This is a genomic window from Ruminiclostridium cellobioparum DSM 1351 = ATCC 15832 (genome assembly GCF_000621505.1).
Taxonomy (GTDB): Bacteria; Bacillota; Clostridia; order Acetivibrionales; family DSM-1351; genus Ruminiclostridium; species Ruminiclostridium cellobioparum.
Genome location: NZ_JHYD01000015.1, coordinates 96,599 through 113,897, shown reverse-complemented (window position 1 = coordinate 113,897; position 17,299 = coordinate 96,599). Strand labels below are relative to the sequence as shown.

Here is a 17,299-nt window from a genome sequence, read left to right as displayed (position 1 = left end):
TTGAGGATTATAAATATTTTTATGGCATTAAAGGAACAATTTTCTTCATGCATCAGTCTAATTCTACATAGCTGGCTTAATATCAAACATATAAGCAGGAGGTTGATTATGAAGATAAGAGTTTCAGGAATTATACTGGCAGGCGCAATATTATTGTCAGGTTCGTCTGCATTTGCACAAACAATGATGGAAAAAGATAGCACGGTTAAGCTTGATTTTAATGATATAACAACTCACTGGTCAGGAGGAGCGGTACAATATCTTATGAAGAAGGACGCAATACCTTTCAGCCAGGATAAGCTGGTTCTGGGAAAAGCTGTTTCAAGGAGCGAGTTCGCAGTGATGCTCCGCAATGGGCTCGACATCAAAATTGAATATTTTAAGGAGCCGGATATCAAGGATTACTTTGATGATATCAGGCAGGATGCACCATATGCATCGGCAGTGATTGACCTTGTAACAGCAGGTATCTTTGAGGGAAAGGGAAGTTTCAAGCCAGACGCGTCAATAACACGGGAAGAGATGGTGCATTACATCATGCAGGCTTACAGGTACAAGATGGGTGACAGATTTGCACTGATTAATATAGGCCCGGCAAGCTTCAAGGATGTTGATGCCATTACTCCGGAATATGGCGGGGATGTTGCCAGAGCGCAGCACTACAAGCTTATTGCTGGAACCGGCAGCAATATGTTCCAGCCTAAAAAAGCGGCAACCCGTGCAGAAACTGCTGTTGTTATTGATAAACTGATAAAGCTTCTGGCTGCACAAAACCGGCATGTAATCATCAGTCCTGACGCAACAGTAACAAATGATTCCATAGAAATGAAGCTTAATATAACAAATAATTCTGAAAAGGATATAATTTTAAATCATTCGTCAGGTCAGAAATTTGATTTTGCACTGCTTGATGCAGACAGGAATGTCATCTACAGGTGGTCTGCCGACAAAATGTTTACAATGGCGCTGACAAGTACAAGGATTGAACCCGGTAAAACCCTTGAATTCAGTGATACATTATCAGGAGATGCGTATGCTGCTGTCAGGGATAAGGTTGTTTACTTGAAGGCTTATCTTATAGGAAGCTCCGATTCCTTCAGCATTGATGACAATGGATATGAAATAAAGATAAAGTAAATCATTGAATTAAATGAAGAGTTGATTTATATTATAGAATATACACTATAAATTCTATAATAGATCAACTCTTTTTATGTCAGTGGTAATTTGCCGGTTCTATACTATTTTGGAATGGATATCAGAGCCGTCTTTGTCGTGCGAACAATTCAATGATTTTTCTTTCTTTTTTATGGATTCACTATTAAAAATTTTAAAATTTATAAAGGACAGAATTTCATCCTTATCCTTTGAGTTAAGTTTCCTATAGCATTTTAACAGTTCGTTCTCATCCTGAGACAATTCTTTTAATGAATTAGCAGACACATTACCGGAAATGTCCATCCGGTCCAGATTATTGAGAAGTTCTTCCTGCTGCGCAGGAGACAGGGTTTGAATTTTTTCAAGTACGCTGATTTGCTGGCTGCTGAGAGGTTCACTTAAAATAGTCTTTTTCTTAAGCAGTCCTTCATTATATTTTTCTCCGGCACCATCCTTTAACCACATTTCATTGACGCAAAATTGGGAGATTATATTTTTAATTACAGATTCAGTTAATCTTCTATCGTTTTTTTCCAGCATCGACACAGCAGAATCTTTTAACCCGATCCTTTCCCCGAATTTTTCCTGGGTTAATGCGTGATCCTTTCTAATCTCCTTAATTCTACTTCCGATATCTGACATAGGATATTTCCCTCCATAATTCCACAGAGTGAATTTCAATGTTGTAATATTTATCATAACCTGTCATAAAATGATTAAAATTGGTTGACAATTCCACATAGTGAGAATATAATAAGGATAGATAAATATATCATAGCATTAATCAATATATCACAATAAGCTAATTCCCACCACAAAAATAGATGTCCGGTTTATAAATTTCCCTTCTTAAAACCGCATCGAAAAATCAGTGCACTGACATTGTATAGTTTATGAACGAAATATTGTTTAAAAAGTTATTTCAGCTTATATTGGAGGTAAAGAATGAGCACAAAAAATAAGTTGAAGGCAAGTATTAACGGAAAACAAATAAAAATCAGACTTATAGAGCTGGGAATGTCTCAGGTGGATCTTGCGCGGGCTACGGGAGCCAGCAAGCACTATATAAATCACATAATAAGCGGTTACAGATCCGGCTACAAATACAGAGAAGCAATTGAAAAAGTCTTAGGGATAAAATCCGAATGATGACAATATAATACAGTGATTTAAAAGATAAATATAAATCCGGAGAGACCGTATTAAAATGTAAAATTACGGGCTTATTTAGGAGGGTAATAATGATTTCTTTATCAGCAATTGAGTCATGCAAGATATTGGCTGATGTTTTGTCTCTTATGATCCCTGGAGGAGTTGCATTTTGTATAATTGAGGAGGATACAATTACCTGGTCATTAAAACCTGATACATTTAAATTAAATGTATTCAAAGTCGGTCAAAAGGTCACAGTTAGCCGTTCAACCGTACATACCCGGAATATTCCAGCCGGTGTTTACGGAAAAAGATTAGCCATTGTATCCGTACCTATTATTAATGATACGGATAATCTCAACAGTACATTCTCAATCGCATTTCCCGGACAGCATCCGATTGCGGCGGCCTTTGGAGACTTTGCACCAATTTTGACCGAAATGTTTCCGGAAGGATCATTCATATATATGTCTGAACTGGAGAGGATTGCGCACCGGCGGCCATCTTCAAGGTTTGATATGCCAGGACTGACAGTCGGGCATATTTGGGACGAAACTGATGTTACTTACAAGGTTGTTAAATTAAAGCAGCCCATCCTGGCAGAATTGGATTCATCAAAATATGGAATTCCGGTCTTTGCAGCCGCTTATCCATTGAACGATAATGAGGAGGATGGTGATGAGGTAGCCGCAACACTTGGAATTATAGCCCCCAAGAAAACCTCCTGTAGATTGCTGGATATGTCCGGCAATACCGAAAGCGGATTGTACGGAATTTCGGAGGCAGCAATACAGGAACTTGCGGCTGCGGCGTCAGAAATACAATCGAATGAACGGGACCAAAACGCTAATATTAAAAAGGTAAGGGGTATGGTGGCTATGGCAGAAGAGCTGAACAAAATTTCTAAAATAGTATGATAATTCAGGATATAAAAGCTCTCCGGACAAATAATATTTGTAAGGGGAGCTTTTACGTGGTGCAATTTTTGTAAACAAATGAATTGAAATATATTCCGCGTAATAGTAATATTAATAGGTAACTATTGGGATTAATATTTCAGGAGGATTTTTTTAGTGAATAATATTGAGGAGCTCGAAGTAAATAAAAAATATCCGGGTCCTGTGGCAGCAGGTTTATTTTTCTCTCTTACCACATTGTTTCTGACATACGGAGGAGCACTTCTCACCTTTAAAAATAATTATCTGAACAGCGGGATCGGTGAACTGGTATTTGTACTGCTGCCTGTTCTGATTTTTTTGAAAGCAGGCCGGTATAACCTCAAGGACACCTTGAAGCTTAAAAGGACAAAGCCTGTCAACTACCTGATAGTTGTATTCCTTATGATATTCGGCCTGCCGGTGGTGGGAGTGCTCAATGCAATAGTTCTGGGATTGATAAGGCTGATATTCGGCAGGATTCTGCCGGTACCGCAGATGGATATACCAAACGTTCCTACTCTTTTTATAGCGATACTGGTTATCGGTGTTTCGGCAGCCGTGTGTGAAGAAACCCTGTTCAGGGGAATGATCAGCAAGGGCTATGAGAAGCTTGGGCCTGCAGGTTCGCTTATTTTGACCTCCATTTTGTTCGGTATACTGCACAGGGACTTGCAGAAGGGCGTCAGCACCATTCTCCTGGGTGCCCTTATCGGATTTATAGTATACAGAACAAGAAGCATTTATGCCGGCATGACTGCTCACTTTATCAACAATTCAATCGCCGTTCTGCTGACATATGCCTCGGGAAAGCTGGTAAAAAGCATGGATGGCATGGGTGTGCAGCAAATCGAAAACTTTGATTTTTCAAACATACCCACCATATCCATAGTAATTGCAGGGGTATTTTACGGTATATTGTTTTTAGGCTGTCTGGGCGGTTTTATAGGATTAATGTACGCCTTTCTCAAAACCACCGAAGGAAATTTCAAAATTCCTTCCCACCTGACGCAGCTCATAAATAACCGTACGGATATGGAAAATGCAGCATATATCCAACCTTCAGAGAAAAAAGGTCTCGGTATTGCTGCAATTATAAGTGTATTGCCGGGTGTGCTTTTAATATTCCTGACATTCACAGGGCAGGTACTCGAGCTTATGAACGTTAAATCCGGGATGGTATATGAGCTGCTGAGAGTTCTTCGGCTGATATAACCTACCGTCCTGCCGGCCAGCATCAATCCTTTCTGCCGCAGTTTCTCCACTGTTTCCCTTTTGATGGGATCAGGCTTTAAGGCTCCTGATATCTCTTCCGGCCAGCACAAGTCTGTCAAAATGCCCCATGATTCTTGAAGTAATGCGCTCGGTATAGAGATCAAAGAGCTTTTTGGGGCCCAGGTTTGTGGAAATGATGGTTTTGCACGGAGTTACACCGTTATTGGCCTGGCGGGTATTGAGTATATTGAGCAGCTCGGCATATCTGGCATCACTTAGTGTCTCTGTTCCCAGATCGTCAATAATTAAAAGCTCAACATTAAATATACTCTGGTATTTATCGTCATTATAATTGTCTTCTCTATAAGCCATCATTTTGTGTTCCGTTATAATATCAAATAAAACCGGTGCTGTAACATAGAGCACTGTTCTTCCCCGGTTCAGAAGCTCCCTTGCAATGCAAAGAGACAGAAAGGTTTTGCCCACTCCGGTACGGCCGCTGAAAAAAAGGTTTTTATAATCCGGATTATCGATATTCCTGGTAAATTCCAGGCAGGTCCTTTTTATACTGATAATATTTTCCCTCGGGGAGACAGCTATTCCATATCTCTCCTGGTCTGTTTCCTCAGGATAGAGTTCTTCATCAAAGTTTTCAAAGCTTTCATTACCGTTAAGACTTATATTTGAAAGCGCAAACAAATGATTAATTATCTGCTGTTTATAGCAGGAGCACCTTTGAGAACCGGAGGTGCCGGTAATATAACCCGTATCGCTGCACTTTTCGCATTCATACCGGAGCTTAAAGAATTCGGGACTGATATTGTTTGCCGCAAGAATGCTGTTTTTTTCATCCGAAAGTGCTTTAAGGGTTTGTTCCAATTCGGATAGAAGTTCTGAAGCAGAACCATTTGATGTTAAAATCAGCCGGTTGTACTTTAATCCCATAAAACTGATCTGATTATCAATTTCCAGTAACCGGGGTATTTTTGCGTACAGTTCGGTTTTCCTCTGTTGGGCAAGGTCTGCCGACACCTTCTGTCTTCTTTCATATTCTCTTGCAATAATATTATGTATGTCTCTATTCATATAGACTCCTCTGGATTCAAGGTTCTTTAGGATTTATTGGTATTGGTGAAAAAGTTATCATAATAATCATCGTTATATTTCCGCTGCTCAAAGTTGTCTCTTTGAGATTCTTTTGGAAGCTGTTTCTGAGCGGTTTGACCGTTTTTGCCGTTTTGATACTGAGTCTTGACGCTTGCTTCATAGCCCAGAATCTCCTGTGCATTCAGGAGTCCCAGCTCATGCCATTTTGTCAGCAGGTTGTCGAGGAATCTGAAGTCAGGATTAGTCTTGCCAACCGTTTTTTTCAATGCGATTTCAATAACATCCATGTCATACTTGTAATCAATGACCCACTTCTCCACGAACTCATTTTCGTATTCGGTCAGTGCCCTTCTCAGACGCAGTTTTTTAATGATGGTGCCCTTGATACCCCTGACCTGGGACATTTCTTCAAAATATTTTTCAAGATCAAAAAAGTTTTGAATACCCCGCCTGTGCCAGTTGGAGGCCACTGCCTCTATGTAGCTTTTATGGAAGGTGTTGTTGTCATGGCAGTATTTGAAGAGAGTATACATTACATCTTCATCGAATTTATATATGGTAAACCAGTTATCTATGGTCAGGTACCAGTTGGGAGGCATAAGCCCCTGAAAGAACTTGGAGTTGATAGCTGAGAGGGTATTGTTCCTGCTCTTGTTCTTTTCAAAGTTTTCATTGGCCTGCTCGGGACTGGATACGGTTTTAAGGCGGTAGATCCGTTTGGTCTCGATATCCTTCAGGTCTGTCAGCTTTATCCTGTCTTCAACCCAGCTGATAACCTCAAGATTATCCAGACTTGTAAGTGCGGCTTTTACTTCCTCAAGTGACAGATTAAGAGTTTTGGCCAATTCGTCAGTAGTGGCTTTTTTATTGTGCTTGCACAAAAAAAGCATGTAAATATACACCTTTATACAGGTGCTGTCCATAGAAGGCATATACTGGCTGATAAAAATATCTGACACAGCCGTGTCAGAATATAAAAGTGATTTTGAATCCTCAAAAAACATTTAATCTCCCATCTGCGTAAAACAAAATTGTTTTGGGCGCTGTCCCCATTTACTTCAACTTTTTGGTATTTATTATCTTAAAGATTAAAAGATAAAAAGTGATATAAATCATTATATCATAGATAGAAAAATTTTGTTCTGCAGTATCCTTAAAAAACGGAATGGCAGCTATATAAATGAACATCCCGATAAAATCTTTTATTATGTTTAATATATTAGAGCAAGGGTATAACTATATCATGAAGTTTTACGAAAAAAGATAGCTTGGAGGTATACATGATCAGTGACAGAATCAATAAATTATTAAATGAACAAGTACAGAAAGAATTTTTCTCAGCATATTTATATTTGGGAATGGAAGCTTATTTTTCAAGCTTGAACCTTGACGGTTTTGCCAACTTCTTCAGGATACAGGTACAGGAAGAACGGGATCACGCTATGAAATTCTTTGATTATATAAATCAAAAGGGCGGTAAAGTCGAACTTCTGCAAATAAACGCTCCTGAATCAAATTTCGAATCTGCCGAAGAAATATTTGCACTGACCCTGGGACACGAACAATTTGTGACTCAGTCAATCTATAATATTGTTAATGCGGCCCTGGAAGAGAAGGACCACGCAACAAACACCTTCCTGCAGTGGTTTGTCACAGAGCAGGTGGAAGAAGAAGCAACAATGGAGAAGTACCTGAAAAAGCTCCAATTGATAAAAAATGATCCAAACGGTTTGTTTATGCTGGACGCCGAGCTTGCACAGAGAGTGTACACTCCGCCTGCAGCAGGAACCACCTAAACCATTATAATACCAAAACATTTTACAAAGCCGATTTTTTACAAGACCGCAGTCCTATAGCAGCTTTAATGTCTGGCGATTGATTTACCCTGAATCATTCGCAGTGTCATATGAGTTTACCGGTTGTTAATATACCAGAGCACTATATATCAACAATCGCCAGACATTAGAGCTGCAGGGGCTGCGGTCTTGCGTACAGGAAATACAGCCGTTCGGTAATAAAATAAAAAACCGTCTGAATATTAATTTCAGACGGTTTTTTTATTTTGTGAACAAAGTTTCAGCTGAAATAATTCCACTTTTAATATCATATCCACCTTAAGGAATAATTTTTTACACAAGCTTTACACAGAATAAAAGAAATAATAAATTTTTCTTAGTATAATATGGAAAATAATATAGTATAAAAACAAGAACAATAAATTCTGTTGAAGGTTTTCAGAAAGGACGGATGTGATGAAGAGAGCAGGTAAAAGGTACTTGGCACTATTTCTGGTGCTGGCGGTTTGTCTATCGGTATTTCCCGCGGAGCTGTTTGCTGCCCGGGAGGGAAATAATGTAGTAATCAATCAAGCCTACGGAGGAGGAGGTAATTCCGGAGCCACCTATAAAAATGATTTTATTGAGTTGTACAATCCGACCAATACTGATATTGTCCTGGATGGATGGTCGGTTCAGTACACCTCGGCAACGGGCACTAACTGGCAAACCAGCTCCACAGCATGCACTTTGCTCAGAGGGACCATTAAAGCCAAAGGGTATTATCTCATTCAGGAAGCCAAGGGTACCGGTGGCACAACAGACTTGCCTGCCCCCGATGCCACAGGAAGTATTGCTATGGGTGCTACAGGTTTCAAAGTGGCATTATCCAGATCAACCGTAGCCATTACGGGAAAGGATGATTCCAATGTAGTAGACTTTGTCGGTGCCGGAGCTGCAAATGCATTTGAGGGTCCGGCCGCCACACCGGCTCCCACAAACACCCTGGCCGTTATAAGAACAGTTGACGGAATTGATACTGACGACAATAGCAGGGACTTTATAACTTCTGCGCCAAATCCCAGAAACTCCGCCAGCGGAGAGCCTATAGATGAAACAAGGGCTGCGGCGCCCAAGGCCTCCATACCCGAGGGTACTGTGGTTTCGGGCACCCGGGTGGCACTCACAAGTAGCACTAGCGGGGCTGCCATATATTATACTGTTGATGAAAGCATACCGGTGACCACAGGCAGTGGGATAAGCGTGAAGTACTCAGCCCCGATTGCTATTGAGGCCGATGTTACCATCACGGCTGTTGCTGTGGATGAAAGCGGCGTACTGGAAGACAGTGAAATTGTCACATTTACATATACAATCAAGGAGGCTTCAAATGTTGACGATCCCATCCCTGATAACAGTTTTCCGGCGGGTTCAAAAAACATAAATGAAGTAATAAGTATTGCCGATTCACCTGCAACAACCGTTACAGTGGCAGGGCAGCTCGCTTACCGGTTTGGCAATTATGATAATACGGACAGCGCAATTCTCCAGGATGTAATTAACGGGGAAATAGTTGCACTCCAGGTTTATAACTCCCTGGACGGTTTCTCCATAGGTGATGTGGTCAAGGTGACGGGGACAAAGGGAAGCTATGGATCAGTTCCCCAGCTTACCGGTGTAACGGCAGGTGTTTTGGTAACTGCTGCAAAGGATACCGCAAGTATTCCACCCCAGGAGTATGAGTCAATTAACACACTGAAAGCCGAAAAAAACAGCCTTGTTTCTGAAGTGGTCCTATTGAAAGGTGTTACTTTAGGAACATACAACAGCAACGGATCTACAAATATTACCGATAAAAACAATGTAACCTTTCCAATTTACCGCGCAGCCACATATCCCATTGGAGTGACGGCGGGAGATAAGGTTGACCTGCTTGCCGTACTTTCAAAATACAATACCACCGACCAATTCCGTGCCGGTGCTCCCGGTTCCAACGGAGGCAGAGCTGTTTACAGCGTTACAAACGACACAAAGCCTCCGGTTATTACACTGCCCTCCACACTGGCAAATGCCAGGACGGGTGCGGCGTATACTATTTCGGCAGATGTACAGGACAACAAGGGCGTGGACAGTGTTACTGTCAGCTATACCCTTGGTGCCGATACGCATGCTGAAATGACAATGTCTAAAAATCCGACCACAGGAAAGTACGAGTTCACCATCCCTGCAGAACAAATTACAGCTGTAATCAGCAGCTTCACTTTTACTATAAAAGCCACTGATGTAAGCGGTTTAAGTGCGATATCTCCGGTAACTGCCGTTACGGTTGAAAATCTGCCCAGGATTATTAATGTGGTACCGGCTGCCGGAAGTGCCACAGGAAATGAAAAGAGGCCCGAGATTTCAGTAACTTTCGAAAATGCCGATGATATCAGTGCCACATTAACACTTATAGATAAAACAGGTGCCGAAATATTAAAGGATGCTGCTATGACAGTTTCGGGGAGCAAAGCAGGGTATAAACCGGCCACAGACCTTGCTGACGGAAAATATACCGCAGCTGTGAACATAACCAGGACAAGCGATAATGCCAAAACAGAGAAAGCCTGGAGCTTCAATGTGGGCGAGTCAGCTCTGAAAGCATATTTCGGACAGCTGCATTCCCATACGGCAGAGTACTCTGACGGTGCGGGCACACTGCAGAATGGTCTGGACTATATTAAAAACATACCTGAAAATGATAATGTACAGTTTGTCGCTTTTACCGATCATTCCAATTACTTTGATACCACCTCTGCGGCCAATCCTGAAGCTGCGTTGGGTGACATATCAAAGGCAACGCCTGAAAGCCGTGCAAGGTGGGAAACCTATACCGGCACCATGCGTTCCTTTAATGAACAAAACAACGGAGTACTTGCCATACCTGGCTTTGAAATGACCTGGTCAGGCGGGCCGGGACATATTAATACTTTTAACACTGAGGGCATTGTCAGCCGGAATAATGCAACCTTGAATAAAAAAGACGGCAATGCGGGTATGAAATCATATTATGAACTGCTTAAGAGCAACCCTGCCAGTATTTCACAGTTCAACCATCCCGGAACTACTTTCGGAACTTTTGCAGACTTTGCGTATCTGGACCAGGGAATTGATGAACGTATAAACATGATTGAAGTAGGTAACGGAGAGGGTGCTGTTGGCAGCGGAGGGTATTTCCCCTCCTATGAATACTATATTCAAGCACTTGATAAGGGCTGGCACGTGGCACCAACCAATAACCAGGACAATCACAAGGGCAATTGGGGCAACTCAAATAATGCCCGTTCGGTTGTCATTACTGATGATTTCTCAGAGGCCGGTCTGCTGCAGGGAATAAATAATATGTCCATGTATTCGACTGAGGATAAGAACCTGAACATTATGTATACTGTTAATGATCAGCTCATGGGCTCAATCATAAATGAAGTACCGGAATCCCTGCATATTCAGGCCAGCATAAATGATCCTGATGACTCAAGTATCGGTACTGTTGAGGTTGTGGTAAACGGCGGAAGGGTTATTGAGCAGAGAAAATTTAACAGCAGCAGCGGAGAACTTGATATCAATATCGCTCCTGAATATTCGTACTACTTCCTCAGAGTAATCCAGCCGGATAAGGATATTGCGGTAACGGCACCCGTATGGGTTGGGGAAGTGTCAAAGATAGGGATAACCGGAGTTACCACGGATACCATCATGCCGGTCAAAGGCGAGAAAATGACTTTTGAAACCAGGCTGTACAATTATGAGAACTCCCCGTTAAAGATTGAAAAAATTGAATACAGCATCACTCATCTTAACAATACCCAGGTGATTGATACGGTAACAGGCATAGCCGATATACCTGCTAAAACCGATGCCTCAAGCTACATGTTTGATTATATCCCCGACCTGCTGGGTATTGTCACTCTGACTGTCAGGGTTCAGGCCACGCTGGGGGGAACGGCATATAATTTTGAAACTAAAAAGGAATTTGAAGTGCTTGATCCGGCAAGTATTGTTCCTATTGCAATTGACGGCGGGCACAGCAACTTTTATGTCACCGGCAATTACAACGACAGTGACAAGGCTTTTATAGAAATGTGCAACAGAAGCGGCATTCGTGTGGTAAGACTGGGCAAGGGTGAACTTACATACGATAATCTTAAGGATAAAAAGCTTTTGGTTTTGACTGTCCCGTTTGCGTCTTTCGGAACTCCGGTAACAGAATTTTTGTATACCGATGCTGAAATAGAGGCAATAAAACAGTATGCCGGCAAAGGAGGCAATATCATTGTATGCTCAAAGTCGGACAGGGGTGATCCAACGGGGGCAGGAGAACAGGCTGCTGTCATTTCAAATGAGATACTGGAGGCAATCGGTGCAAAGGCGCGGGTTGAACAGGGTATAGTCGTTGATCCTAATAGGGCCTCCAATGAGTCCTACCGTATAACTTTGGGCGGTGAGACGGAGGAAGACCAGAAGGTCTTCAACTACCAGGCAATGTCTGCAGATGTTCTGGTGTGGGCATTTCTTAAAGATGTGAAGGAGGCAACCAATAATACCTTCAGTGCCTACAACAGCGCACCTATTGCTGCAAACGGTGCAACTCCGCTGGTACAGGGCTTCCCTGGCACCACCTGGGGAACCAGGTTTGAAGATTTGCTGGGTTCGGCTCAGAAATACGCGCCAAAACCCGGAGCGGCCAGGATAACCCCCGAAGGGCAGACATACCTTATGACAGCTGAGACCCTTCCCGGAGGGGGATTTGCCATAGTGGCAGGGGTTACTTTCTTCTCAACCTTTGAAGTCAAAATTGATCTGGATAATGTTACACAGAAGCAGAACAGCAACTATCAGCTGGTTCAGAATATCATTGACAGCATAAAGCCTTCACCTGCCGTCACAGACATTGATGCGGTGCATAGAGCCCCGGAAGGGCAGCGCTTTGTTATAGAAGGCATTGTGACCTCCAATGCTTCGGGCTATGACCGGGATACCGCTTTCTTTGACTGTATCTATGTTCAGGATTCCACAGGAGGTATAAATGTATTCCCTGTATCAGGAGACATCAGAGCAGGCCAGACTGTACGAATTACAGGGTACACCAGCTCGTATCTTGGAGAACGGCAGCTGCAGGCCGGTATAACAGAGGTGGTGGACAGTACGGTTAAGGCTTTGCCCGAACCGAGAAAAATTACCGCAAAAGAGGCAAATGAAGGCACATACCTGGGAAGCCTGGTCAGGATAGAGGGGACGGTCGCAGGTATCTCAACTTCAAACAATGCGGTTGAAAGCATTATGGTGCATGACGGCAGCGGAACAGATGCACGTATATTTATTGACGGGTATATTACCAGCAGTAAAACTATTAACAACCTGTCTGTGGGAGCAAAGATTTCAGCAGTTGGTTTATCCTCACATGATACTCTTGGCTGCCGGATCCGCATCAGAAACAGGGATGACATTATCTGCACAGCGCAGAACAGCGGTGGCAACGATGGCGGTAATAACGGCAATAACAATGGCAACGGCAATAATGGCAGTAACAGCGGCAATAACAACAACAGCAGTAATAGCAGCAGCAACAGCAACAATAACAGCAGTTCACCGGTGTTTGATACGTCTGATAAGGACAGTTTGAAATTTGCTCCTGAAGTTACCGTTAACAATGGTGCAGCAAATGTCTCATTAAATGATAAAGATATCCAAGCACTTATTAATACGGCAATACAGAATAAAAAACCGGAAATTGTTATTTCTCCAAGGTATAAAGGAGAAGCAGGTGAGTTAAGTGTGACATTGCCGGTTCATTCTCTGTCGGCCTTGGCCGGTCAGGATAAAATTGCTCTGACGGTTAACTCGGATGCTATTGCCTCAGTGAGGATTACAAATGCTGCAATCAAGGAAATCAGCAAGCTGGAAGGTACAAATATGACTGTTTCCCTCCAGCGGATGCAAGACAGGTCTGTAAATATTGACATAGCCGTTGACAACAAATCTCTGAGCAGGCTCAGCGGAAAAATCACTGCTAGTATTCCGGTATCCAGGCCGGCTGAAGGATTGGTTGCAGTTCTGGTAAACAAGGATGGAAGTGAGAGTATTCTTCCTAAATCCGTTTTAACCGGCCAGGGCATAACAATGCTGCTGGAAGGCTCTGCTACAATCAGGCTGAAAGACAACTCAAAGACATTTACAGATGTTCCTTCCGGTTCTGATGCGGCTGGAGACATTGCCTTCGTTACCGCCCGTAATTTATTTACAGGTACCGGTCCAAATCTGTTCAGTCCGGATAAAAAAATGACCAGGAGTATGCTTGCAGCCGTATTGTACAATCTCGAGAGCAAGCCTGCAAGTGCCGGAAAACCCAGCTTTGACGATGTGAAAGCAGATGCCTGGTATAGAGAGCCGCTGGCATGGGCGGTAGAGAAGGGCATTACAGCCGGTGCCGGCAACAATATGTATGAGCCCGACCGGGAGATCACCCGTTCCGAACTTGCCTGCATGCTCTACAAATATGCCATGGCAGTGGGAATTGATACGGGTAACCCGGCGGATACAAAGTCTTTTGCCGATGGCCGGACCGTACCTGCGTGGGCAGCCGATGCAATGGGCTGGACACTTGGAGCAAAGCTGTTTAACGCCGATGACAACAATCAAATAAATCCAAACGCAAAGGTTTCACGTGCAGAGGTGGCCGGTATTCTCCGGCACCTGGTGGAGCTCAGTGTGAAATTATAAAATCAAGCAGGATTTTATAAATATAATAAATTCGGTAAGGCTGTCGGTAAATTTTCAGACAGCCTTACCTGAAGGTGGGGGCAGAACTTGCGTAAGAATTATAAAGAGGCAGAGTATAAACATAATGTAAAAGCTCCTGTTAATATATCGAAGATTTCCCAAAGGGGTATTATTATCAGAGTGCTGGTTTTAATATTGTTTTTGGGCATTTTTATCACTGCTGCAGTAATTATTAACCGGCCCGACCCGACGGATGTTCCAAGCAGTGCAAGCCGGTTTGTGTTTGTGCCGGCACGCGTAATAGATGTACTTTATGATGATGCCGAACCGGATTATGTGAGATCTGAAGGGAGAAGGCTGGGAAAGCAGGAGTTGAAAATTGAAATCCTGGGGGGAGTACATAAAGGGGAAATACTGCAATTAACAAATTATCTCAGTGCACTGGCAAATGTGGATGTCCATACCGGCGACCGTATTATTGTCAGGATAGATACAAACGAAAAAGGAATACTATATGCCGTCATGTACAACTATGACCGGAGTATGGTACTGGGTGTGTTCATCCTTGTATTCATGCTGCTTCTTGTAGCCATTGGCGGAAAAAAGGGTGCAAAAGCGTTATTGGGGCTGATTTTTACATTGGTTTGCATATGGTTTATATTAATGCCCTTGATGATGAGAGGATTTAATTCCATACTTATTACCAGTGTGATTGCAGTGGTAACAACAACAGTGTCGCTGCTTTTGCTGGACGGTTTTACACGAAAGGCTGTTTCGGCTGTCCTTGGCTGTACCGCAGGAGTCGCAGCAGCAGGGATCATTGCAGCTTTAGTCGGATACCTTACCCCATTCAACGGATTTAACATGAGTGATGCAGAGAGCTTGATACTTAATGTCACGGATAAGGGAATGAAGATAAGCGGGCTGCTGGTAAGCGGCGTTCTGATAGCCGCATTGGGCGCCGTAATGGATGTTGCCATGTCTATTGCCTCGTCGGTCAATGAACTGTACATGTTAAATCATGATTTATCCCTGGGAAAACTGTTTGTATCAGGTATGAATATAGGCCGTGATGCCATGGGTACTATGGCAAATACTCTGATTCTGGCATTTGTGGGATCATCCCTGAACACGCTTATTTTAACCAGGGCCTATGATATCCCGTTTATTCAGCTGATTAATTCGGATTATATCGGTGTGGAGGTTATTCAAGGAGTTGCCGGTTCCATTGGAATCATTCTTACTGTTCCCCTGGTGGCCTTTATCAGTTCATGGCTCATGACCCGGAGAAATTAAAAACAAGAACCCCCTGGAGGTTCGGGTCGGACCCGTTGCCTGCAGGGGGTTATCATACTTGTTTATTTCAGTAGTTCACTTTCAACTTAATAAAGTGAATTACAATTATTTAAATGATGCCCAGTTAAAGAGTACAAAACCGAGTTTTGTATTTACTATTCCCTGTAAATCCTTTGATATTACAACAGGTTCGGTGTAGAAGTAGAGAGGAGCTATGGGAGCATCCTCCATAAGGATTTTCTCAGCATCGTGGAATAGCTGTATACGTTTTGCAGTGTCGGTTTCTTTTCTTGCCGCCGATATCTTTTCATCATATTGCTTATTGCTGTACTTGGCGTTGTTCTGTCCGTTTCCGGTGGTGAACATATCCATAAAGGTTGACGGATCCATGTAGTCACCTAACCAGCCGTTTCTGTTTATATTGTAAACACCGTCTTTTCTTGACTGCTGGAATACGTTCCATTCCTGAGCGAGGATTTCAACCTCAACACCGAGGTTTTCCTTCCACATCTGCTGTAAAGCTTCAGCTACAGGTTCATGTCCCGAACCGGAATTCAAACCGAAAGTGATTTTCGGCAAGCCTTTTCCGCCGGGGTAGCCTGCCTCGGCAAGTAATTTTTTAGCCTCAGCAACGTTCTTTTCATAATCTTCAGGTTTGGTTGATATAAATTCACCTGCAGTTGTACGGAAGTCAGGCTCCTGTTTTACGTCTGCGATACCGTAAGGTACAAAGGCTGAAGCAGGAGTTTCTCCTCCTTTTTTAACCTTTTCAACAAGGTAATTACGGTCAATTGCCAGTGAGAAGGCTTTTCTTACCTTTGGATTATCAAAGGGAGCCTTGCTGTTTACAAGGTCAATATAGTAGGTTCCAAGCAACGGAAGAATTTTAAGGTTTCCGGCGTCTTTTTCAGCTGCCAGTTCATCGGTCGGTATATTTTTTGCATATGCTACCTGACCATTCTTAAATGCACTCAGTATGGCATTCTGGTCATTCATAAGATACCACTCGATTTTAGGAGCGACTATGGAATCCTTACCCCAGTAAGTGTCACTTTTTTCAAAGGTGATCTTGGAGTCATGCTCCCAGCTTGTGAGCTTGTAAGGACCGTTTCCTACATAGGTTGCAGGATCAAGAGCCCATTTGCTTGTATTATTTGCTACGATATCCTCTCTCTGCGGAACCAGTGCAGGGAAGGCAACTATTTCGGTAAAGAACGGGCATGCATTCTCAAGAGTTACCTCAAGAGTTTTATCATCAAGTGCCTTTACTCCTAAAGTGTCCATATCGGCTTCGCCGGCATTGATCTTTTCACCGTTTTTGATAAAGTATACATAGTAGGCGTAATCTGCTGCAGTGTCCTTATTTACGGTTCTTTTCCAGGAATAGATAAAATCATTGGCGGTTACATCTTTACCGTCGGACCATTTTGCATCCTTACGGATATGGAAGGTCCAGACAAGACCGTCGGTGCTGGTTTCCCATTTCTCCGCGGCACCGGCTACAATTGTTCCGTCCTTACCGATGGTGGTTAAACCTTCAAATGCGCATAAAATATAATTTCCGCCGTCAACTGCATTATTAAGGGACGGATCAAGTGTTTTAGGCTCGGAAGCTATGGTTGCGCTGATAGCCTTTCCGCCGGTGTTCGCTGCGTTTCCGCAGCCGGCGAATACTGTTATAATGGCTGCTAGTGTAAGAATTAGTGCTAATATTCTCTTCATTAATTATTCTCCCTATTGTTTTGAATTTTAGTGCGATTACTGGCTCTAACTATTAATTAAGTCCATTATTACAATAAAAATATTCTTCTCTTGAATAAAAGGTTATATACCTTTTTTGGTTTTAATCCAATGTCGACCTCATCGGATTGCTGAAGAACTTTTATCATCTTGCAATATGGA

Annotated in this window: 11 protein-coding genes; 7 read left to right on the top strand and 4 right to left on the bottom strand. The window is 42.7% G+C overall.

The window, feature by feature from the left end:
- The first annotated feature begins 108 nt into the window (after positions 1–108).
- A complete protein-coding gene (locus tag T344_RS0108295) occupies positions 109–1,137 on the top strand; it encodes an S-layer homology domain-containing protein (RefSeq protein ID WP_027628318.1) in 1,029 nt (342 codons plus the stop codon).
- A 99-nt stretch (positions 1,138–1,236) separates the two neighbouring features.
- Here the strand turns inward: T344_RS0108295 and T344_RS29665 are convergent, their stop codons facing one another.
- A complete protein-coding gene (locus T344_RS29665; protein WP_051571684.1) occupies positions 1,237–1,800 on the bottom strand; it encodes a helix-turn-helix domain-containing protein in 564 nt (187 codons plus the stop codon).
- Positions 1,801–2,103: 303 nt separating this feature from the next.
- On the opposite strand from T344_RS29665, the gene T344_RS0108285 reads away from it, so the two are divergent.
- The 3 genes from T344_RS0108285 (at position 2,104) to T344_RS0108275 (ending at position 4,460) form a co-directional block, all read left to right on the top strand.
- On the top strand, positions 2,104–2,307 hold the full coding sequence (locus T344_RS0108285; protein ID WP_027628317.1) for a helix-turn-helix domain-containing protein: 204 nt from the start codon (positions 2,104–2,106) through the stop codon (positions 2,305–2,307).
- Between the two features lie 92 nt (positions 2,308–2,399).
- Positions 2,400–3,227 (top strand): hypothetical protein, encoded by an 828-nt coding sequence (locus T344_RS27865; RefSeq protein ID WP_051571682.1) that lies wholly within the window; start codon positions 2,400–2,402, stop codon positions 3,225–3,227.
- A gap of 156 nt (positions 3,228–3,383) precedes the next feature.
- Entirely contained in the window at positions 3,384–4,460 is a 1,077-nt protein-coding gene (locus T344_RS0108275) for a type II CAAX endopeptidase family protein (RefSeq protein WP_027628316.1), read from the top strand.
- Between the two features lie 69 nt (positions 4,461–4,529).
- Here the strand turns inward: T344_RS0108275 and T344_RS0108270 are convergent, their stop codons facing one another.
- Complete coding sequence (locus T344_RS0108270) at positions 4,530–5,546, bottom strand: ATP-binding protein (RefSeq protein ID WP_027628315.1); 1,017 nt, start codon at positions 5,544–5,546, stop codon at positions 4,530–4,532.
- A gap of 26 nt (positions 5,547–5,572) precedes the next feature.
- Positions 5,573–6,571, bottom strand: a complete 999-nt coding sequence (locus T344_RS0108265; RefSeq protein WP_027628314.1) for a DnaD domain protein — start codon at positions 6,569–6,571, stop codon at positions 5,573–5,575.
- A 276-nt stretch (positions 6,572–6,847) separates the two neighbouring features.
- On the opposite strand from T344_RS0108265, the gene T344_RS0108260 reads away from it, so the two are divergent.
- The 3 genes from T344_RS0108260 to T344_RS0108250 all read left to right on the top strand — a co-directional run bounded on the left by T344_RS0108260 (position 6,848) and on the right by T344_RS0108250 (position 15,397).
- Positions 6,848–7,363, top strand: a complete 516-nt coding sequence (locus tag T344_RS0108260) for a ferritin (protein WP_027628313.1) — start codon at positions 6,848–6,850, stop codon at positions 7,361–7,363.
- Between the two features lie 456 nt (positions 7,364–7,819).
- Entirely contained in the window at positions 7,820–14,101 is a 6,282-nt protein-coding gene (locus T344_RS0108255) for a CehA/McbA family metallohydrolase (RefSeq protein ID WP_027628312.1), read from the top strand.
- An 87-nt stretch (positions 14,102–14,188) separates the two neighbouring features.
- The gene (locus T344_RS0108250; protein ID WP_027628311.1) at positions 14,189–15,397 is read left to right on the top strand and encodes a YibE/F family protein; all 1,209 of its coding nucleotides are present in this window, start codon (positions 14,189–14,191) and stop codon (positions 15,395–15,397) included.
- Positions 15,398–15,502: 105 nt separating this feature from the next.
- Here T344_RS0108250 and T344_RS0108245 read toward each other — a convergent pair whose 3' ends face one another.
- Positions 15,503–17,119 carry a peptide ABC transporter substrate-binding protein gene (locus T344_RS0108245; RefSeq protein WP_027628310.1) on the bottom strand — a complete coding sequence of 539 codons (1,617 nt, stop codon included), beginning with the start codon at positions 17,117–17,119 and terminating at the stop codon, positions 15,503–15,505.
- Positions 17,120–17,299 lie beyond the last annotated feature (180 nt).